The organism is Croceibacterium salegens, from assembly GCF_009827435.1.
GTDB classification, from domain to species: Bacteria; Pseudomonadota; Alphaproteobacteria; order Sphingomonadales; family Sphingomonadaceae; genus Croceibacterium_B; species Croceibacterium_B salegens.
The window spans coordinates 71,540-91,029 of record NZ_WTYM01000046.1 but is presented as its reverse complement, the minus strand read 5'-3'; the positions used below and the strand labels follow the sequence as shown (position 1 = coordinate 91,029).

26 protein-coding genes are annotated in these 19,490 nt (G+C 64.2%); 20 read left to right on the top strand and 6 right to left on the bottom strand.

Annotated features, from left to right (window positions below; genetic code table 11):
- The first annotated feature begins 226 nt into the window (after positions 1 to 226).
- The 8 genes from coxB to GRI89_RS12105 all read left to right on the top strand — a co-directional run bounded on the left by coxB (position 227) and on the right by GRI89_RS12105 (position 6,571).
- Positions 227 to 1,216 carry a cytochrome c oxidase subunit II gene (gene coxB / locus GRI89_RS12135; RefSeq protein WP_235913311.1) on the top strand — a complete coding sequence of 330 codons (990 nt, stop codon included), beginning with the start codon at positions 227 to 229 and terminating at the stop codon, positions 1,214 to 1,216.
- Positions 1,217 to 1,257: 41 nt separating this feature from the next.
- A complete protein-coding gene (ctaD, locus tag GRI89_RS12130; RefSeq protein ID WP_159795858.1) occupies positions 1,258 to 2,979 on the top strand; it encodes a cytochrome c oxidase subunit I in 1,722 nt (573 codons plus the stop codon).
- 113 nt (positions 2,980 to 3,092) lie between these two features.
- Entirely contained in the window at positions 3,093 to 4,010 is a 918-nt protein-coding gene (locus tag GRI89_RS12125) for a heme o synthase (protein ID WP_235913309.1), read from the top strand.
- On the top strand, positions 4,007 to 4,129 hold the full coding sequence (locus GRI89_RS18180; protein ID WP_328598231.1) for a hypothetical protein: 123 nt from the start codon (positions 4,007 to 4,009) through the stop codon (positions 4,127 to 4,129). Before GRI89_RS12125 ends, GRI89_RS18180 begins: the two co-directional genes overlap by 4 nt.
- 3 nt (positions 4,130 to 4,132) lie before the next feature.
- A complete protein-coding gene (locus tag GRI89_RS12120; RefSeq protein WP_159795852.1) occupies positions 4,133 to 4,705 on the top strand; it encodes a cytochrome c oxidase assembly protein in 573 nt (190 codons plus the stop codon).
- A 64-nt stretch (positions 4,706 to 4,769) separates the two neighbouring features.
- Positions 4,770 to 5,594 carry a cytochrome c oxidase subunit 3 gene (locus GRI89_RS12115; RefSeq protein ID WP_159795917.1) on the top strand — a complete coding sequence of 275 codons (825 nt, stop codon included), beginning with the start codon at positions 4,770 to 4,772 and terminating at the stop codon, positions 5,592 to 5,594.
- Positions 5,595 to 5,597: 3 nt separating this feature from the next.
- Complete coding sequence (locus tag GRI89_RS12110; RefSeq protein WP_159795850.1) at positions 5,598 to 5,969, top strand: DUF983 domain-containing protein; 372 nt, start codon at positions 5,598 to 5,600, stop codon at positions 5,967 to 5,969.
- Entirely contained in the window at positions 5,969 to 6,571 is a 603-nt protein-coding gene (locus GRI89_RS12105; RefSeq protein WP_159795847.1) for an SURF1 family protein, read from the top strand. Before GRI89_RS12110 ends, GRI89_RS12105 begins: the two co-directional genes overlap by 1 nt.
- On the opposite strand, the gene GRI89_RS12100 is transcribed toward GRI89_RS12105, so the two are convergent.
- Complete coding sequence (locus GRI89_RS12100; protein ID WP_159795845.1) at positions 6,568 to 7,011, bottom strand: hypothetical protein; 444 nt, start codon at positions 7,009 to 7,011, stop codon at positions 6,568 to 6,570. The two genes, GRI89_RS12105 and GRI89_RS12100, sit on opposite strands and share 4 nt — an antisense overlap.
- A 38-nt stretch (positions 7,012 to 7,049) precedes the next feature.
- Entirely contained in the window at positions 7,050 to 7,538 is a 489-nt protein-coding gene (locus tag GRI89_RS12095) for an SRPBCC domain-containing protein (protein ID WP_159795842.1), read from the bottom strand.
- A gap of 132 nt (positions 7,539 to 7,670) precedes the next feature.
- Between GRI89_RS12095 and thrC the strand changes: the two genes are divergently transcribed.
- The 3 genes from thrC to GRI89_RS12080 are packed head-to-tail and all read left to right on the top strand — an operon-like array spanning position 7,671 to position 10,566.
- Complete coding sequence (gene thrC, locus GRI89_RS12090) at positions 7,671 to 9,074, top strand: threonine synthase (RefSeq protein WP_159795839.1); 1,404 nt, start codon at positions 7,671 to 7,673, stop codon at positions 9,072 to 9,074.
- Complete coding sequence (locus GRI89_RS12085) at positions 9,074 to 9,967, top strand: class I SAM-dependent methyltransferase (protein WP_159795836.1); 894 nt, start codon at positions 9,074 to 9,076, stop codon at positions 9,965 to 9,967. Before thrC ends, GRI89_RS12085 begins: the two co-directional genes overlap by 1 nt.
- Positions 9,967 to 10,566, top strand: coding sequence for a TMEM175 family protein (locus GRI89_RS12080; RefSeq protein ID WP_235913306.1), 600 nt, complete (start codon positions 9,967 to 9,969; stop codon positions 10,564 to 10,566). The genes GRI89_RS12085 and GRI89_RS12080 overlap by 1 nt, the downstream gene beginning before the upstream one ends.
- 19 nt (positions 10,567 to 10,585) lie before the next feature.
- Here GRI89_RS12080 and GRI89_RS17820 read toward each other — a convergent pair whose 3' ends face one another.
- Complete coding sequence (locus tag GRI89_RS17820) at positions 10,586 to 11,050, bottom strand: hypothetical protein (protein WP_201290921.1); 465 nt, start codon at positions 11,048 to 11,050, stop codon at positions 10,586 to 10,588.
- Between the two features lie 118 nt (positions 11,051 to 11,168).
- A complete protein-coding gene (locus tag GRI89_RS12070) occupies positions 11,169 to 12,011 on the bottom strand; it encodes a hypothetical protein (protein WP_159795833.1) in 843 nt (280 codons plus the stop codon).
- Between the two features lie 108 nt (positions 12,012 to 12,119).
- Here GRI89_RS12070 and GRI89_RS12065 point away from each other — a divergent pair, with 108 nt between their 5' ends.
- From GRI89_RS12065 to GRI89_RS12040, 6 genes are all read left to right on the top strand, one after another.
- A complete protein-coding gene (locus GRI89_RS12065; RefSeq protein ID WP_328598230.1) occupies positions 12,120 to 12,488 on the top strand; it encodes a dihydroneopterin aldolase in 369 nt (122 codons plus the stop codon).
- On the top strand, positions 12,488 to 12,898 hold the full coding sequence (locus GRI89_RS12060) for a Rossmann fold domain-containing protein (protein WP_159795827.1): 411 nt from the start codon (positions 12,488 to 12,490) through the stop codon (positions 12,896 to 12,898). Before GRI89_RS12065 ends, GRI89_RS12060 begins: the two co-directional genes overlap by 1 nt.
- 251 nt (positions 12,899 to 13,149) lie before the next feature.
- Positions 13,150 to 14,151, top strand: coding sequence for a GTP 3',8-cyclase MoaA (gene moaA / locus GRI89_RS12055; RefSeq protein WP_159795824.1), 1,002 nt, complete (start codon positions 13,150 to 13,152; stop codon positions 14,149 to 14,151).
- 118 nt (positions 14,152 to 14,269) lie between these two features.
- Positions 14,270 to 14,512 (top strand): MoaD/ThiS family protein, encoded by a 243-nt coding sequence (locus GRI89_RS12050; protein ID WP_159795821.1) that lies wholly within the window; start codon positions 14,270 to 14,272, stop codon positions 14,510 to 14,512.
- Between the two features lies 1 nt (position 14,513).
- Entirely contained in the window at positions 14,514 to 14,978 is a 465-nt protein-coding gene (locus GRI89_RS12045) for a molybdenum cofactor biosynthesis protein MoaE (RefSeq protein ID WP_159795818.1), read from the top strand.
- Between the two features lie 66 nt (positions 14,979 to 15,044).
- The gene (locus GRI89_RS12040; RefSeq protein WP_159795815.1) at positions 15,045 to 15,476 is read left to right on the top strand and encodes a hypothetical protein; all 432 of its coding nucleotides are present in this window, start codon (positions 15,045 to 15,047) and stop codon (positions 15,474 to 15,476) included.
- Positions 15,477 to 15,527: 51 nt separating this feature from the next.
- Here GRI89_RS12040 and GRI89_RS12035 read toward each other — a convergent pair whose 3' ends face one another.
- Positions 15,528 to 16,031 carry a hypothetical protein gene (locus tag GRI89_RS12035; protein WP_159795812.1) on the bottom strand — a complete coding sequence of 168 codons (504 nt, stop codon included), beginning with the start codon at positions 16,029 to 16,031 and terminating at the stop codon, positions 15,528 to 15,530.
- Between the two features lie 205 nt (positions 16,032 to 16,236).
- On the opposite strand from GRI89_RS12035, the gene rplU reads away from it, so the two are divergent.
- The 3 genes from rplU (at position 16,237) to GRI89_RS12020 (ending at position 17,811) form a co-directional block, all read left to right on the top strand.
- Positions 16,237 to 16,788, top strand: coding sequence for a 50S ribosomal protein L21 (rplU, locus tag GRI89_RS12030; protein ID WP_159795809.1), 552 nt, complete (start codon positions 16,237 to 16,239; stop codon positions 16,786 to 16,788).
- Positions 16,789 to 16,814: 26 nt separating this feature from the next.
- Entirely contained in the window at positions 16,815 to 17,084 is a 270-nt protein-coding gene (gene rpmA / locus GRI89_RS12025) for a 50S ribosomal protein L27 (RefSeq protein WP_159795806.1), read from the top strand.
- 169 nt (positions 17,085 to 17,253) lie between these two features.
- Positions 17,254 to 17,811 carry a GNAT family N-acetyltransferase gene (locus GRI89_RS12020; protein ID WP_159795803.1) on the top strand — a complete coding sequence of 186 codons (558 nt, stop codon included), beginning with the start codon at positions 17,254 to 17,256 and terminating at the stop codon, positions 17,809 to 17,811.
- A 497-nt stretch (positions 17,812 to 18,308) separates the two neighbouring features.
- On the opposite strand, the gene GRI89_RS12015 is transcribed toward GRI89_RS12020, so the two are convergent.
- A complete protein-coding gene (locus GRI89_RS12015) occupies positions 18,309 to 19,238 on the bottom strand; it encodes a hypothetical protein (RefSeq protein ID WP_159795800.1) in 930 nt (309 codons plus the stop codon).
- Between the last annotated feature and the right edge of the window lie 252 nt (positions 19,239 to 19,490).

Genomic DNA, 19,490 nt, shown 5'->3' with positions numbered 1-19,490 from the left:
GGGGCCCCTCCACGCGCCATGAGGGCGCGGCCGGAGCCTGTCGAAAAATCTCCCTAGAAGCGCTTGAGGCGTGGGGCAAGCGCGCGTATAGGCCCCGCGAAACCAGCCCCTTGAGGGGCGATCGCGCCAACGCGCGCAACGTTACTGGACGGAAAGCGGCAAACAGATGATTCTCGGCGATATTGCCCGCAAGCGACTGAGTTTCCTTGCAATTCTTATCGGGGCAATGTCCCTCTCCACTGTTTCCCAAGGCGCCCTGGCCGCCACGGCCGAAGCCACCCCGGCGGCCACTACGGTTGCCGCCGCACCGGCTGCCGCCGATTCCACGGCCGTCGCCCCGGCAGAAGCTCCGGCCGCCGACAGCGGTTACACGCCTCTCGGCCCGGACATGATCAAGGGCCAGCCGCATGACGGCGGGTGGGACGTCCAGAAGCAGTATTCGATCATCGGCGACACCGCCGAGCCGCTGCACGTCGGCCTGATCTGGGTCATGGCGGTGATCAGCGTGTTCGTGCTGGGCCTGCTTCTCTACGTGATGGTCCGCTTCCGCAAATCGGCCAACCCAGTGCCGTCGAAGACCTCGCACAACACCCTGATCGAGATCATCTGGACCATCGTTCCGGTGCTCATCCTGGTGGTCATCGCGGTCCCGTCAATCATCCTGCTGCGCGACCAGTACCAGGCTCCGCCGAAAGACGCGCTGACGGTCAAGGTCACCGGCTACCAGTGGTACTGGGGCTATACCTATCCCGACAATGGCGACTTCGAGGTCATCTCCAACATGATGCCGGAAGAGGAAGCCAAGGCGAAGGGCTTCCCGGGTCACCTCGAGGTCGATCACCGCATGGTCGTCCCGGCCGGCGAATGGATCCGCATCCAGACCACCGGAGCCGATGTGATCCACTCGTTCGCGGTGCCGAGCCTGTGGTTCAAGCTCGACAGCGTCCCCGGGCGGCTGAACGAGAAGAAGGTGTTCATCAAGGAGCCGGGCATTTATTACGGCCAGTGCTCCGAGCTTTGCGGCGCGCGCCACGGCTACATGCCGATCGCCGTCGAGGCTCTGCCCCGGCCGCAGTTCGAAGCCTGGGTCCGCTCGCAGGGCGGCACCGTGAAGGGTGATGCTGCGGCGGCTCCGGCTCCGGCCGAAGCGGCACCCGCCGAAGCTGCGCCTGCCGAGGGCGACTCTGCCCCCGGCGAAGCGGCTCCGACCGCCTGAACCGACCAGAACGCGACAGAATAGATCTAAGGTAAGCTAAGATGGCCACCACCGCCGATACCTTCCAGGCCCACCACGATGATCACGCGCATCATGATGCCGATCACAAGCCGGGCTTCTTCGCCCGCTGGTTCATGTCCACCAACCACAAGGACATCGGTACGCTGTACCTGATCTTCGCGATCTGCGCGGGCATCATCGGCGGCGCCATTTCCGGCATCATGCGGATGGAACTGGCCGAGCCAGGCATCCAGTACCTGCAGTACTGGGTCGAGCTGTTCGGCGGCGAAGCCACGATGGACACGATGGGCCATCAGTGGAACGTGTTCATCTCCGCCCACGGCCTGATCATGGTGTTCTTCATGGTCATGCCGGCGATGATCGGCGGGTTCGGCAACTGGTTCGTGCCGCTGATGATCGGGGCGCCGGACATGGCCTTCCCGCGCATGAACAACATCTCGTTCTGGCTGACCGTGGCGGGCTTCTGCAGCCTGTTGATTTCGAACTTCATGCCCGGCGGCACCGGTAACGGCGCTGGCACCGGATGGACGGTCTATGCCCCGCTGGCGACCAGCGGTTCGGTCGGCCCGGCGGTGGACTTCGCGATCTTCTCGCTACACCTTGCCGGTGCGGCCTCGATCATGGGCGCGATCAACTTCATCACCACGATCTTCAACATGCGCGCGCCGGGCATGACCCTGCACAAGATGCCGCTGTTCGTGTGGTCGATCCTGGTCACTGCCTTCCTGCTGCTGCTGGCGCTGCCGGTGCTGGCCGCGGCGATCACCATGCTGATCACCGACCGTAACTTCGGCACGACCTTCTTCGACGCTTCGGGCGGCGGCGACCCGGTGCTGTATCAGCACCTGTTCTGGTTCTTCGGCCATCCGGAAGTGTACATCATGATCCTGCCGGGCTTCGGCATGATCAGCCAGATCGTCGCGACCTTCAGCCGCAAGCCGGTGTTCGGATACCTCGGCATGGCCTACGCGATGGTTGCCATCGGCGTGGTCGGGTTCATCGTCTGGGCCCACCACATGTACACCACCGGCCTCGACGTAAACACGAAGATGTACTTCACCGCCGCGACCATGGTGATCGCGGTGCCGACCGGCATCAAGATCTTCAGCTGGATCGCGACGATGTGGGGCGGCTCGATCGAGTTCAAGAGCCCGATGGTCTGGGCGATCGGCATGATCTTCCTGTTCACCGTCGGCGGCGTGACCGGCGTCTATCTCGCCAACGGCGGCATCGACGACGTGGTTCACGATACCTACTTCGTCGTCGCGCACTTCCACTACGTGCTGTCGATGGGTGCGGTGTTCTCGCTGTTCGCTGGCTTCTACTACTGGTTCCCGAAGATGAGCGGCAAGATGCACTCCGAGCTGCTCGCGCACCTGCACTTCTGGGGCTTCTTCATCGGCGTGAACGTGATCTTCTTCCCGCAGCACTTCCTCGGCTGGCAGGGCATGCCGCGGCGCTATCCCGACTACGCCGAGGCCTATGAATACTGGAACGGCATCAGCTCGTTCGGTTACGAGATCATGGCCGGTTCGATGCTGTTCTTCTTCGCCAACCTGATCTACGCCTTCATCGCGGGCAAGAAGGCCCCCGACAACTACTGGGGCGAGGGTGCGACGACGCTCGAATGGAGCCTGTCGAGCCCACCGCCGTTCCACCAGTTCGAAACGCTGCCGGTGATCGAGGATCATCACAACTACCACGATCACATCGGCGACAAGGGATCGGCGTCAGCCCACTAAGGCCGTCGCCCCGACAACACACAGCAGGGGCGCGCCGGCAACGGTCGCGCCCCTTCGCTTTACCGCCGCAACGGGTTCCAGCCATGACAGTGACGACGTATAACGAGCCCGCGATGACTGCCGCTCCCGCCACCCCCACACCGCTCGAATGGCGCGATTTCTACGCGCTGACCAAACCGCGGGTGATGAGCCTGGTCGTGTTCACCGGGCTGTGCGGCCTGCTCGCGGCGCCCGGAACGATCCATCCGGTCATCGGCTTCACCGCGGTGCTGTGCATCGCGCTCGGCGCTGGCGGCTCGGGGGCGCTCAACCAGTGGTGGGAAGCCGATCTCGACGCCGGGATGAAGCGCACCGCCAAGCGGCCGCTGCCCTCGGGCAAGATGGACCGCTCCAACGCCCGCGATTTCGGTATCGCCCTTTCGGTCTTCTCGGTTCTGCTGATGGGGCTGGCGGTGAACTGGCTGGCGGGCGCGGTGCTGGCGCTGTCGATCCTCTATTATGCCGTGGTCTATACCATCTGGCTCAAGCCGCGCACGCCGCAGAACATCGTCATCGGCGGAGCCGCCGGGGCCTTCCCGCCGCTGATCGGGTGGATCGCCGTGACGAACCAGATCACCCTCATGCCGATCCTGCTGTTCACGATCATCTTCGTGTGGACCCCGCCGCACTTCTGGGCGCTCGCGCTGTTCGTGAAGACCGATTACGCCAAGGTCGGCATCCCGATGATGCCGGTGGTCAAGGGCGAGGCCGAGACGCGCCGGCAGATACTGATCTACAGCGTGGTGCTGTTGGCCGTCAGCGTGGTGCCGTGGGCGATCGGCGGAACGAGCTGGGTCTACGGGCTGGCCGCGCTGGCGCTGTCGGTGGCGTTCCTCCTCATCGCGCTGCCGGTCGGCCTGCGCCAGTCGGTGGAAGGCGACAAGATGAAGCCGGAAAAGCGCCTGTTCGGATACTCGGTGCTCTACCTTTTCGCCCTGTTCGCGGCGCTGGTGGTCGACGCCGTATTGCGCAACCTCGGAGCAATCGGGTGACCCCCGAAGAGGAAGAAGCTTTCAAGCGCGCCCGCAAGGGCCGTAACGTCGCACTGGCGCTGGTCCTGGTGGCCTTCGTGGTGCTGTTCTACGTCATCACCTTCGTAAAGATGGGCTGAGACATGGCGAGCCAGGCAATCGAGTACCGCAACCGCCGCACCGCCGCGATCATGGCGCTGGTCGCCGCCGGGATGCTCGCGCTCGGCTTCGCGGCAGTGCCGCTGTACCGCATCTTTTGCCAGGTGACCGGCTTCGCGGGCACGACCCAGCGCGCTACCGCCGCGCAAGCGGCAACTGCCGCCGAGATGGCCCGCAGCGCCGGCGGTCGCGAGATCTCTATCCGTTTCGACGCCAACACCGCGCCCGACCTGGCGTGGAAGTTCAAGCCGCTGCAGGTCACCGACACGGTCACCATCGGCCAGCGCGACATTGCCATCTTCACCGCCAGGAACCTCTCCGACAAGCCGCTGACCGGCAACGCCAGCTTCAACGTCGAGCCTGAGCAGGCGGGACGCTATTTCAACAAGATCCAGTGCTTCTGCTTCACTGAGCAGACTCTCCGTCCGGGGCAGGAAGTGCGCATGCCTGTGATCTATTACATCGATCCCGCGGCGTTGAACGATCCCAACATGGACGGGGTCGAACAAATCACTCTCAGCTACACATTCCACAAGGCGGTCGATCAGCCGTCTTAAGCACTTGAGCCAACCGACCGGGGCCATTAAGGGCTCGGCAAACATCCATCAGGAAGCGATCATCATGGCCGGCGCCAAGAACCACGACTATCATATCCTGCCACCCGACATCTGGCCGCTGATCGGCTCGATTTCGGCGCTGACCTTCACCAGCGGCATGGTGCTGTACATGCACGACATGCCGAACCACTGGCTGGTCCTGGGCCTCGGCGTCGCCGGCCTGATCGCCACCTTCTTCAGCTGGTTCTCCAACATCGTGAAGGAAGCGCAGGCGGGCGATCACACGCCGGTTGTGCAGCTGCACCTGCGCTACGGCATGATCCTGTTCATCGCTTCGGAAGTGATGTTCTTCGTCGGCTGGTTCTGGAGCTGGTTCGACTTCGCGCTGTTCCCCTCGGAGCTTTCCGAGGTGGTCGGCGGGCAGTTCCCGCCCAAGGCGATCGAGGCGGTGATGAACCCCTTCGACCTGCCGCTGCTCAACACGCTGATCCTGCTGTGCTCGGGCACCACCGTGACCTGGGCGCACCACTGCCTGATCCACGGCGACCGCGACGGGCTGAAGAAGGGCCTGTGGCTGACGATCGCGCTCGGCGTGCTGTTCACCAGCATCCAGGCCTACGAATACGCCAACGCCCCGTTCGGCTTCGGCGGCAACACCTACGGTTCGGCATTCTACATGGCGACCGGGTTCCACGGCTTCCACGTGCTGGTCGGCACGATCTTCCTGATTGTCTGCCTGGTGCGCACCTACAAGGGCCACTTCACGCCCGAGCAGCACTTCGGCTTCGAAGCGGCGGCCTGGTACTGGCACTTCGTCGACGTCGTGTGGCTGTTCCTGTTCGTGGTGGTCTACGTCTGGGGCGGTTGGGGCGCGCCGATTCACGGCTGATCCATGGCGGATACGCCTGAAGCAACGAAGGGGCAGCAGGGCATCGGCCATGCTGCCCTTTTCGGTTTGTGCCCGAAGTGCGGCGCGAAGACGCTGTTCGGCAGGCTGACCGCCTTCGCCCCGACCTGCCGCGCCTGTGGGCTCGACTTCCAGAAGTTCAATGTTGGTGACGGGCCGGCGGCTTTCCTCATCCTGATCATCGGCGCGCTGGTCACCGGCCTCGCAATCTGGTTGGAACTGTCGTTCGACCCGCCATGGTGGCTGCACGTCATGCTTTGGGCACCGCTGACAGTGGCGGGCACGATCTGGGGCCTGCGCGTGGCCAAGGCGGCGCTGCTCTACTCCGAATACCATCGCGGCGGGGAGCAGCGCTGATGGAGCGCAAGGTGCCGGTCGTCGCCACCGTGGTCGTGCTGCTCGCCGTCGCGACGATGGTCGCGCTCGGGGTGTGGCAGTTGCAGCGTCTGCACTGGAAGGAGACACTGCTGGCGCACTATTCTGCTGCGAGCGCCGATCCGGCGCCGGTGGAATATCCCGTCGCCAGCCAGGCCGCCGCCGATGCTGCCCTCTATCGTCGCAGCACCATCGAATGCGCCTTCACCGGGAGTGACTGGCGCTCGATCGCGGGGCGCAGCAGCGAGGGCCGGTCCGGCTACGTCCATATTATCCTGTGCGGGATTGACCGCGGCTCGCCGGGGGAGGATCGCACCGCTTACGTGCAGGCTGGCTGGTCGCCAGGACCGACGCCGCCCGACTGGACCGGCGGACCCGTCAGCGGGCGGATCGCGCCCTATTCGGAAGGTTTCATGCGGCTAGTCGCCGATCCGCCTTTGGGTGGACTCGCTGCCAGTGCCGAACCTGACCCCAACGACATTTCCAACAACCACCTCGCCTATGCCGTGCAGTGGTTCCTGTTCGCGTTGACCGCGCTCGTCATCTACGCGCTGGCGCTGCGCAGGAAGTGGCGCGGCGGCTAGGCGAGGACACCCTTGCGTTCGAGCGATCGAGCGTGGAGCCAGTTGAATATCGCGATCACCTCGATGACGATCGTCGCGATCATCGCTCCCTGATTCGCCAGTGCGCGCGATGTGCCATTTCCGATTTCGATCCCGTTTGCGGCGAGAGTAACGACCACCAGCATCATGAACAGCGGGCGGGCGGCCTTGCGCCGCTGCAGCAACGAGACCGAACCGGCGATGCCCATCAGCAGCGAAATGTTTGACAGCCATTCGAGGAACACCGGCTTGGCGGCGTAATAGGCGATCTCGTCCGCATCCAAGCCCGGCAGCGTACCGTATTGCGCCTGGAAGATGGTGTAGGCGCCAGCGAGGTACCAAAGCAGCGAAAGTATTCCGACGGCCCAGAGATGCCAGGGCGCCTTGGGCTTGGTCGAACCGATTGCGTCTGCTGAATCCACAGCAAGTCTCCTCCTGACAGTGACTTCCTCGTTTCGACCTATTTATACATCTTTTCCCGCAAAATGATGCCGTGTTCGAGCCAGACCTTGAGCGCCGAGACCATCTGGCTCCAGCCCATGCAGTTGCCGTAGCTCGCGTTGAGGGCACCCTGGGTTTCCCGCCAGCCTTCCTCGAAGATTTCGACCAGCGTTCGCTCCGAATCGTTTTCGACCGGCCTGAAGGCCATGGTCACGGTGGTGTTGTAGTCAACGTCTTCCATGCCGCCACCCTCGAGGTCGGTCGGTTCGCCTTTGTGGGCCTGCCACTGGAGGACGATCCTCTCGCCGGGGACCACCTCGATCACGTGGACCGGGAAGGCGCCGGGAAAGTCGTGGAAGTCCCAGGTGACCGTTGCGCCTTCTTCCAGGCGGCCTTGCGCCCCGCCGGTAGTGAAATAGCAGGACAGTTTGGTCGGGTCGGCGACCGCCTCGAACACTTCGTGCACTGGCTTCGAGATGTTGGCGAACACGCGAAACTTGAGGTCCATCACGCTACTCCTTCAGGAAATGTCGAATAAGATCGCAACCAGGCCACTACAAGGTTGGAACCAACGGAGGTTTGGGCTCCCCAAGCCGCCTTTGCTTGCCCGCCGCACCCTGCGCCGCTAACCGCCATTGCGATGCAATATGTCTCGACCCGCGGAAGCGCTCCGGCGCTCGATTTCGAAGGTGCGACGCTGGCCGGGCTGGCGAGCGACGGCGGCCTCTACGTCCCCGCCGAGTGGCCGACCTTCACCCCTGAAGAGATTGCCGCGATGCGCGGGTTGCCCTATGCGGAACTCGCGGCGACGGTGATGCAGCCTTTCGTCGGCCATGCGCTTACGCCTGAGCGCCTGCTTGAGCTGTGCCAGCAGGCCTATGGCCGCTTCGCCCACGCCGCCGTTACCCCGCTGGTCCAGCTCGACGAGCGGAACTGGCTGCTCGAACTCTTCCACGGCCCGACGCTGGCGTTCAAGGACGTGGCGCTGCAGCTGCTCGGCCTGCTGTTCGAGGAATTCCTGTCCCGCCGCGACGAGCGCCTGACCATCGTCGGCGCGACCAGCGGCGATACCGGCAGCGCGGCGATCAACGCCGTTGCCGGGCGCGAGCGGATCGACATCTTCATGCTCCACCCCAAGGGACGAGTGAGCGACGTGCAGCGCCGGCAGATGACCACGGTCAAGGCGCCCAATGTCTACAACATCGCCATCGATGGCAGCTTCGACGACGCCCAGGCAATGGTGAAGCGGATGTTTGGCGATACCGCGATGACCGGGCGATTCCGCATCAGCGCGGTCAACTCGATCAACTGGGCCCGACTGATGGCGCAGGTGGTCTACTATTTCGGTGCCGCCCTCCAGCTCGGCGCTCCGGAGCGCAAGGTCGCATTCAGCGTGCCAACCGGTAATTTCGGTGACGTCTTTGCGGGCCATGTGGCAGCGCGAATGGGACTGCCGATCGAGCGGCTGATCGTCGCCACCAACGTCAACGACATCCTCCATCGCGCGCTGGCGCACGGCGACTATTCGGCCGGAATCGTGACCCCCACTGCCGCGCCGAGCATGGACATCCAGGTCTCGTCCAACTTCGAGCGCCTGCTGTTCGACGTCGGCGGCCGCGACGGCGCTGCGCTGGCGGAGCAAATGCGCGGTTTCGAGGCCGAGAAGGCGATGCGCCTGACCAACGCCCAGCGCGAAGGCGCCGCGGCGCTGTTCACCAGCGCTCGTGCCGACGCCGACGAGATGGCGCGGGCGATGCGCTGGGCCTGGGAAAGCTGCGACGGCGAGGTGATCGACCCGCACACCGCGATCGGCCTCCACGCCGCGCGCGAGGCGGACCTGCCCGCCGGCGTTCCCGTCGTCACGCTCGCCACCGCGCACCCGGCCAAGTTCCGCGACGCGGTTGAACGCGCGACCGGCAAGCGGCCCACGCTGCCGACCCGCGTCGGCGATCTGTTCGAACGCGACGAGGCCTATGTCGAACTGCCTGGCGACTACGACGCGATCGCCGCTTACGTCGCGGAGCACGCGGCGCCCAGCCGCTGATGGCCGGGCTGGTCGAACAGTCCCTGATCATGGCCGGAGAGGGCTGGGCCGACTACGGCCTTGTCGACTCCGGCAGCGGCCGCAAGCTCGAACGCTTCGGCCCCTATCGCTTCATCCGTCCCGAACCGCAGGCGATGTGGACTCCGTTGTTGGCCGAGTGGCAGGCCGACGGCGAATTCATCCCCGGCAGCGACGAGGACGGCGGCGGGCGCTGGCAGTTCGAGAATGCGGTGCCCGATGGCTGGCCGCTGGCTTGGCCAAAGGAAGGGGGACCGGTCCGCTTCACCGCGCAGAACACGCCATTCCGCCACCTCGGCTTCTTTCCGGATATGGCGCCGGTGTGGGACTGGATGCGCGGGAAGCTTGCGGGAACGTCCGACGCGCAGACGCTCAACCTGTTCGGCTACACCGGTGTCGGCACGCTGGCGCTGAGCGAGTGCGGGCCGGTCACCCACGTCGACGCCTCTAAGAAGTCGGTCGCGCAGGCGCGCGAGAACGCGGCGCTTTCGGGCATGGAGGACCGCCCGGTGCGCTGGCTGGTCGACGATGCCGCCAAGTTCACCGCGCGCGAAGTGCGGCGCGGAAAGCGCTACGACGGCATCATCCTCGACCCGCCGAAGTTCGGCCGCGGCCCCAACAACGAGACGTGGCGGCTGGAGGAAGGCCTTCCGGGCCTTATCGCCGACTGCCGCCAGTTGCTCGATGCTGACAGCCGCTTTATGTTCCTCACCGTCTATGCCGTGCGGATGAGCAGCCTTGCGCTCGGCGGCCTTCTGGCCGAACACTTCGCCGGACTGCCGGGCATGATCGAGCACGGCGACCTTGCGGTGCGCGAAGAGGGGCAGGGCGGACGTCTCCTCCCGACAGCCATATTCGCCCGCTGGAGCGCCTGATGGCCGAAAGCTCGATGACCACCGCCCGGCTCGAAGCATTCAGCGACGGGGTGCTGGCGATCATCATCACCATCATGGTGCTCGAACTGAAAGTCCCCCACGAAGCGACTCCGGCGGCGCTCGCTGCGCTGTGGCCGCAGTTCGTCAGCTACGTCCTCAGCTTTCTCTACATCGGCATCTACTGGAACAACCACCACCACATGCTGCACGTGACGAAGACCGTCAGCGGCAGCATCCTGTGGGCCAACCTGCACCTGCTGTTCTGGCTGTCTCTGCTGCCCTTTTCCACCGGGTGGATGGGCGAAAACCACTTCGATACCTGGCCCACCGTGGTCTACGGCATCGACTTGCTGATGTGCGGGATCGCCTATTACATCCTCGAACGCCGAATCATCGCCAGGCAAGGGGCGGACGGCGTGCTCGCGCAGGCGGTCGGGCGCGATCTCAAGGGCAAGCTCTCGCCGCCGGCCTACCTGCTCGGCATTGCCGCGGCATGGCTGGTCAACCCGTGGCTCGGCTTCGTGCTCTACGCGCTGGTCGCCGCCGTCTGGGTCGTGCCGGATCGTCGGATCGAGCGACTGGCCAGCCACAAGGCCTGACCGGCACGCCCGGTCCGGGTCAAGAAATCGTGCAGATCCCGTTTGCGGTGCCCTTGCCGTAGCTCATGCTCGGCGAGCCGTCGGGGTTGATGGTCAGCGATATCGTCACGCCGCTCTTTTTCGCCTCGAAGAAGGAGTCGCTGTACTTCTTGAGTGAGGCCTCCTCGCCGTTGATGTAGATCGGGCCGCCCTCGTCGGCGTGGACCTCGATGCCGAGCGGACAGGTGGCGTTGAGCGTCGGGATGAGCGCCTTCGAAGGCGCGGCGGCGGCGGCGGGCGGGGCTTCGGAAGCTTCCCCGATTGCGACAGTCGCCGGGGTTTCCGGGGTTGCGTCGCCGACCGGCACTGTCGCTGTATCGACGGGCGTAGCTTCCGCCATGGGCTCGGCGGGCGCGGTCTCGTCGGAATTCCCCGAACCGCAGGCGGCGAGCGAAAACGCCAGCGCTGCGGTGGCGGTCAGAAACAGTGGGGTACGTGCCGGCATGCCGAAACTCCCAATCCAGACGGAAGCTGTGATAATGCTAAGGCGCAAACGTGGGGATGCCTAGGGTGAAAGACCCGGACGGCGATACTTTCGCTTCGCGCCTCGCCAGAGCCGCCTGCTAACTGCCGGACCGGATCTCGACCGCCGGGCTGTCCAGCGCGTCGGGGACGAGAAACCAGCCCGAACCTAGCAGCGAGTCGAAATTGTACGCGGCGTTCGGATCGCGCAGGTAACCGAACAGTTCGTCGAAATCCTGCCGCTGGTCTCCGGCAATGGCGAGGACGCAGGCGCTCGCCGCGGCCTGCGCGCGCAGCGTCTGCTTGCGGTCGGCGTCACCCAGTTCGAGCAGGATCGGGTCCCTTCCGGAGCGGTCGAGGCCCGAGGCGATCAGGGCTGCTGCAACATCGTCCACCCGGTTGGCATCGAGCCGCGAGATCCACATCACCACGACGCCGGCCTGGCGAAGTTGCGCGAGCCCGTCGGCGAGGCCGGGGGCGGGCCGGAGTTCTGTCTCGGGCACAAACGCGTCCGCGCCGTGATCGAGGTCGATGATGACCGCGCTGTCGCCGCCGTTGCATGGCTGGCGATCGGGCTGCAGGAGCTCGGCGGCCCCCTGGGCGAGGATCGCCGAAGCCGTTTCGTTGCCGATGCCGCTGGCGCGGTCGAGCGTGTAGCCGACGAAGTCGTGCCAGGGCCCGGCGGGCATCGGAGCAACCTGGAGGTTGGCGCTCGGCACCCCCGGCGTGAGCTGAGCGCTCGCCGGTTTGGGGGCCGCCACCGGCTCGGCAACCGCAACCGGCTCGGCCTTGTCGCGCTTGCCCTTCTGGATCGCGCCAATCGCTGTCATCGAAGGCACAGCCAGCGCTGCCGCCGCCACGCAGCCGCCGAGCGAGGGCAGGAGCATGAGCGCGATCAGCGCACGCGCCCTGTGAAGCGTCGATCGGGGTGCTGCTCCCGCCATCGGCCGGACGATAGCCGCAAGAACTCGCGGCGCCCAGTGCCATGGCGCGGGTGGTGGACAAGCGCCGCACCGCCTGCCATCCGCGCGGCTTGTTTGTGGGAGACTACGGTGGCCGACAGCCTCTACCTCGAGATCGCCGACTTCGAGCACATGGTGCATACCGGCATCTACTCGGAGGAGACCGGGCGCCCGCAACCGCTGCGCTTCACCGTGCGGGTCAAGCTCAAGGCGCAGGACCGCTACGAGCCCGAGACCCACCTCGACGCCAGCAAGAATTACATGGACCTCAAGTTCGCCGCCTCCGAGGCGCTTGGCGAAGTCCATTTCAAGTTGATCGAAGCGGTCGCCGAGCATGTCTGCGACACGCTGTTCGTGCAGGACGCGCGGGTCGAGGAAGTCAGCGTAAAGATCGTCAAGCTGGCGTTGAGCGAGGCCGACGAGAAGATCGGCATCACCCTGACGCGCGAGCGGCGGTGATGACAATCCTGCGGGTCGAGGGCTTGCCCGAAGGCGCGCTCGACGCGGCAGCTGCGTTCCATACGATATGGCTGCCCAGGGCGCTGGCGCAACTTCCTCCCCGAAGCGGGGAGGGGGACCATGCGCAGCATGGTGGAGGGGAGTCGCCAAGCCGTGAGTCCCCTCCGCCAGCGGCTGCGCCGCCGCCACCTCCCCGCGCCGGGGAGGATCTTGTCATCGTCTTCCCGCCGGCGACCCACGAACATCGCGGCTGGCGGCTGGCGGCTGTACAGAACCTTGCTCGCGTTGCCGCACCGTTGCGGGTGAATGGCATTGCGGCAAACGACGAGACTGCCATCGCCCGCACGCTCGCCTTCCTACAGGACGCCCCCGGCGTGACCGGCCAGGTCCTCGAAGTGGGACCGCGCTGACGATTTCGCTGTCCTACATCGCCGTAACCTGCTTGCTGCGGGACCATGATTCAGCCCAGCTTCCCTTTCCCAAACTCCGCGCGCGCCCGGCGCACGGGCGAAGCGGGAGGCCGGAGTTTTGCCCCAGGACACTGTCAACATTGTCAACCCGGTGTAAACTTCGCCGCTCGAAGAGGCCGGAAAGCCGGGCGAATCACCGGTAAAGTTCAAATGGGTTTGAACTTTACCGCCGCCGCCGCCACAATGGCGCCATGAGTTGCAGCAAGCCTCTCGTCGACGCCTTCAACCGGCGGATCAGCTATCTCCGCCTGTCGGTGACGGATCGCTGCGACCTGCGCTGCACCTATTGCATGCCCGAGGCGATGACCTTCCTGCCGCGCAAGGACGTGCTGAGCCTCGAGGAACTGCACAAGCTGGCGCTGGCTTTCATCGACCGGGGCATCGGCAAGATCCGGCTGACCGGCGGCGAACCGCTGGTGCGGCGCGACATGATCGAACTGGTCCATGCCATCGGACGCAAGCTTGGTGACGGGCTCGACGAACTGACGCTGACCACCAACGGCACCCAGCTCGAGAAATTCGCCGAGGACCTGTTCGCAGCCGGGGTGCGGCGCCTCAACGTCTCGCTCGATACGATGGACGCCGACCTGTTCGAACAGCTCAGCCGCCGCGACCGGCTGGTGCAGGTCCTGCGCGGCATCGCCGCGGCGAAGGAGGCGGGTCTCAAGGTCAAGCTCAACACCGTCGCGCTCAAGGGGCTCAACGAGGATGAGATTCCCTTCCTCGTCGAATGGGCCCACGCCAACGGCCACGAGATCACCCTGATCGAGGTCATGCCGCTCGGCGAGATCGAGGGCGAGCGGGTCGATCACTACCTGCCGCTGACCGCGGTGCAGGACGTGCTGGCGGCGCGCTGGACGCTGACGCCCTCGGGCCACACCAGCGGCGGCCCGGCGCGCTACTGGGACGTAGCCGAGACAGGCGGCCGGCTCGGCCTGATCACTCCGCTGACCAACAACTTCTGCGCCGGCTGCAACCGCATTCGCGTGACCGCGACGGGCGAGCTCTACGCCTGCCTCGGCGGGGCCGAGAAGGTCGACTTGCGTGCAGCCTTGCGTTCGGATGCGCCCGACGAGAACCTCGCCGCCGCGCTCGACGAGGCGATGCGCATCAAGCCCGAACGGCACCACTTCCGCATCGAGGAAGGCGCCGCCCCGGCCCAGCCGCGGCACATGTCGCTGACGGGGGGATGAGTGTGATCGGTGCCCCCAGCTTTCGTCATTGCGAGCGTAGCGAAGCAATCCAGGGTGGTGCGCGCCGCCCTGGATTGCTTCGTCGGCTTCGCCTCCTCGCAATGGCGAAGAGGTAACCATGAGCGTGAAGCTGGTCTTCCTCGGCAAGCTGGCCGACCTCGCGGGTTTGCCCGAGATGACGGTCGAGGCCCCGCTCGACTGGGTTTCGCTGGTCGAAGGGCTCGAAGCCGGGCTGGCCGAGGCGATCGAAGGCGACAAGGTGCGTCTCGCGCTCAACGGCACGGTGCTCGCCGACAAGCGGACGCTTGATGCCGGCGAGGGCGACGAGGTTGCGCTGCTGCCACCCGTCTCGGGAGGCTGACATGGCCCGGCAGGTCGAACTGCTCGATGCGCCGTTCAATCCCGGCAGCTACGTCGGACCCTTCACCAACGCCCATCCGGGGCTGGGCGGGGTCTGCACGTTCGTCGGCGAGGTCCGCTCGGACGACGACGTCGAGGCGCTCGAACTCTCGCACTACGCCCCGCTGACGCTGGCGGGGATGGAGGCGTTGGCCGACGAGGCGCTGGGCCGGTTCGACTTGATGGGCATCCTGATCGTCCACCGCGTCGGCGAGATGCAGCCGGGCGAACCGATCGTGCTCGTCTCGGCCTGCGCCCGCCACCGCCGCGCGGCGATCCAGGCGGTCGACTTCGCGATGGATCACCTCAAGTCCGACGCCTGGTTCTGGAAGCGCGAGAGGCGCGGCGGCGTGTGGACCTGGATCGAACCGCGCGAGGAGGATCATGCCGACCTTGCGCGGTGGAGGGAAACGCCGGAGAAAGTTTGATTCCGGTCAAGGCGGACCGCTGCGGCCGCTGCCATCAGCCTCGGAAACAACCCGAGGAGAAAATCGATGGCCGAACGCGTTACCCGCCAGCTCGTTGCCGAGAAGGCGACCGTCTACACCGAACTTCCGGTCCATGCGCCGACCATCGTCGACCGCACCTTCGAACTGCCCAAGTCACTCTATGCCATCACGGTGGCGATGTACCTCGGCTTCCTCGCCGTCATGGCAATCGGTTTCCGCACCCCGGAAATGATCCTGCCGATGGCCGCCTTCGTGGTCTCGATCGTCGCCGGTTTCGGCATCCCTACGATCTGGTCCCGGCTCAACCCGCCGACCGAATCGAAGCCCAAGAGCTGGGCGCGATTTGCCATCGACGGAATCCAGACCGCCTACGGCAAGACCGCGGCACGCGACGCGGCGGTGCAGGTCCTGATCCTGCCGGTGCTGATCTTCGCGTGGGGCGTTGCGGTCGTCACCATCGCCGCGGTCGTCCGCTAGGCCACGAACTCCTCCCCTGGCGCGGGTCCTTGGGGCCCGCGCTTCTTTTCGTCAGCGCAGGGCGTTCCAGATTTCGTCGAGCTTGGCGGTCTCGAAGTCGACCATCTCGCCGACCAGGCCCTGCGCCGCCTCGTAATCCTCAAGCGTACCACCCTCAATCGCGGCTGCGACGGTGAGACGGTCGATCTCGGCCAGCGGCAGCATGGTGCGGCTGCGCTCGGTCTCGAGGTCGGCGATGGCGACGTTGGCCCGTGCCCAGGCGTCCGTCCCGGGCTCCGCGCCTCGCGCCGCAAGCACAGCCGCGCGCACACCGTCGAGCTTGCCGCGATACGATTCGTACGCGCTGTTCGCCTGTTCCACGAGGCTTTCGATGTTCGCTATCGACTCGGCGCTCGGCGTCGGCGCGACGAAAGGCTCGGTCGCGGGTTGGGCGGGCTCCATCGTCCCGGTTACTCGCTCGGCATCGCGAATTGCGAGGCTGGGATAGTCGCCTTGCGGGCTGGCGCAGGCGGCCAGCATGGCTGTAAGGAGGGCGGGAAGGGCGCGATTGGGCATCGACAGCGGACCTAGCGACACACCGCCGGTCTTTCCAGCACGATCGGGCGAAATTACCGCCTTGGGGGCGTTGACAGCGCGGGGCTCTTCCCCTAACGGCTGCGCTCTTTCCGGCACCCCGGTGGGTGCCCTTTTTGTCGTTTGTGCCGCGCGTTTCCATATGTGCGGTGTGAGGGACAGTCGATACGAACGGATTAGGTGAACCATGTTCGCAGTAGTGCGCACGGGCGGTAAGCAATATCGCGTTTCCGCCGGAGACAAGATCGCGGTCGAGAAGCTGGCTGGTGAAGCCGGTGACACGGTCGAGCTGGGCGACGTCCTGCTCGCCGGCGACGGTGGCGAAATCAAGGATGCCGCCAAGGTCAAGGTCGCGGCCGAAATCATCGCCCAGGCGAAGAGCGAGAAGGTCACGGTCTTCAAGAAGCGCCGCCGCCACAACTATCGCCGCAAGGCCGGGCACCGCCAGCAGATGACCCTGCTGCGCATCGTCCAGGTCGGCGATTCGAAGGTCGAGAAGAAGGCTGCTCCGAAGAAGGAAGCCGCTCCCAAGGACGAGGCTCCGGCCAAGGTCGCCAAGACCACTGCCGTGAAGGACGAGCCGGCCAAGGGCGTCGACACGAAGAAGGAAACCAAGGCCGTGAAGGCGGAGCCGGTCAAGAAGGCCGCCACCGCCGCCAAGGCCGACGAGAAGCCCGCCGCCGCCAAGAAGGCTCCGGCGAAGAAGGCCCCGGCGAAGAAGCCGGCGGCCGAGAAGTAATCAAGCCGAGTACGGAGTAAGACGAGATGGCACATAAGAAAGCAGGCGGTTCGTCGCGTAACGGTCGCGATTCGGCCGGCCGTCGCCTCGGCGTGAAGAAGTTCGGCAGCCAGGAAGTCATTCCGGGCAACATTATCGTGCGCCAGCGCGGGACCAAGTTCTACCCGGGTGCCAATGTCGGCATGGGCAAGGACCACACCCTGTTTGCGCTGGAAGCCGGCCGCGTGCGTTTCCACGACGGCAAACTCGGCCGCAAGTACGTATCGGTCGACATGATGGCAGCCGCCGCCGAATAACCGGATGATCCGATAAAGGGGTCATCCAACGGGATGGCCCCGCCGGAGGCGCAAGCTCCGGCCAGTCGAGGGAGATGGGGCCAGACCCGTCTCCCTTTTTTAGTCTCCTTCGCAACAAGACCGTCACGTCCGTGAGGTAGCGGCGCGGCGGCCCGAGGGAGTAAATGCGATGTTCTACCGGAGTGAGAGGCTGTTCCTGCGGCCCGCCTTCCCGGAAGATTGCCGGGCGGTTTACAACGGGATCTGCGATGCCGGCATCGTGTCGATGCTCTCGCGCGCGCCGTGGCCCTATCGCATGGCCGACGCGGAGCAGTTCTGCGTCCGCGAAGTGCAGGCCAGTCAGCCGCGCTTCCTTATTACGCTTCCCGACACTCCCGGCGCTCCGATCGTCGGTTGCATCGGCCTGCACAAGGAGGTCGAGGGCTTCGAGATGGGCTACTGGATCGCCCGCGACCACTGGGGCCACGGCTATGCCAGCGAGGCCGGCCGGGCGGTGACCGAGATCGCGCACGCCTTGGGCTATCGCAAGCTCGTCGCCGGGCACTTCATCGACAACCCGGCGTCGGGCCGGGTGCTGCGCAAGATCGGCTTCCGCGAGACGGGCGAAGTCCGCCCGACAGAGTGTCGGGCGCGCGGCGGGGACCTGCTCCTCGCCCGGCGTTATACGCTCGACCTCGAGACGACCGGCAGCGAAGTAGGCGACGACAATGCCATGAAGGCGGCGTGAGCAGCCACTCCTGACAAGCGATCGGCGGCCGGACGCTGTGCCGGGCCGCCGCTCAAGCTATTGAAAAGGTGGTGCCCAGGGGCGGAGTGGACATTCTGTTGAAAATCAACGCCCGCACTGTTTCCAACCAAGGCTCTTGACCAACGGAAGCCCGCTGAGTCCCGCGGGTGATGTTTCCAACCTTTTCGGCAGAGCGAATCGCCATTTTGTGAAAGTACGTTGAGAACTTGCCAAGGCATTAGCGAAATGACCGCCATAGGCGTTGGCTTCAAGCTCAATGGTTGTCTCCGGGCGGGGCCCAAAATTCGGCCGATAACACCCTGACGCCTAGACAGCGGATCAGAAGTTTGAGCCCTACCGTGCCGTCTCTTCAAGTGGTTAGAAAATTGCCTTCGCACGAAGGTCAAGTCTTCAAACTCTTTGTCTGAATAAGTTGATCTAGCTAGCGCCAGCTAGAGCTGCCCCTTTGCCACTATCATAGCATCTTCGTTGGGGGTCTAGGTTTTGAATAGTCCCGCCTCTTGGCTGCTAGGCTGTAGGCTAAGAAGGTGCTCCATGAATCCAGGAGGTACTATTCGATCAAAACCTTGACGGTTTACTTGAAAAATCATGCCATCAGAAGTTGGATCAGTATCTATGTAAGTAATCCACCTATCTACATCACTGTCGTAAATCAAATGACCAACAAAATACGGTAAAACTGATCCAGAAGGAGGGGAAATTATTCCATCTCTTCGAAGTAAATCTGGAATAATGGACTGTTTCAAATTAAGTTTTCTTTGCCCCTCAATTTCTTCTGTGATTTGAAATCTGGTGATTATTAGATTGTTGTTACTATACCATCCAAAGTATCCTGGACCTCCAGTGCTCACAATCCCCTTGCCCCTTGCCCAAAGCTGGACGCCGTATGGGACTTTGGCAAAAGTGTCGAAATCGGCATAGGCGAGTTCGAACCAGCCTCCGTAAGAGTGCCGGCTTATGCTCTCCGGTTGGTAGCGCTCGAGAAGCGTGTGCATGAGAACCTTGGAAATTAGCTCGTGACGGATGTTAATGTGGCTCTCGTGAGTTCCGTCCGGTTTGAAGCGAATGTCGCGAGCAAAATGCCTTAAGCCACTACCGTTCCCAATTAGGTCCTCCTCTGATGACGATGGCGCGCGCAGACATCCGATTTCCTCACGCGTGATTTCCGCATCTGAGTCTTTGAAATGATAAATGAGTGACAGACCACTTAGTTCAGTTTCGTAGAGGTCCATCTCATCAACTAACTTGTTGATGTTTACTTTTTGGCGGCCCTCGTCAGAAGTCTCTCGCAGCCTAGCTATGATCCTTGTTGCTACGATTTCCATGCCGGCGAGCAAGATCAACGTACGGCCGAAGATTGCCGACTTCTGCGAAAAACCGGATAGGTACCGCTGGTTCCCTTCCATACTCAGAGGTACGTCGCGAAAAGGCAAGTCGGCTGAAATCGAACCATTCGCTACTGGCCGCGAAACGGCGATGTCCGATACAGTCAATAGCCCCGTTACCGGACTACAGTGGGAGAGGATGAGCGTCAGAAATTGACTCCTTTGTTGCGCGCAATCACCATCCACATTCTAGGACTACCAAGCAGGCATTTTGTGACCGAAATCGCCTTGTCTACGATAGAGCGGTTGGCAGAATATTGGCATTAAAGCCAA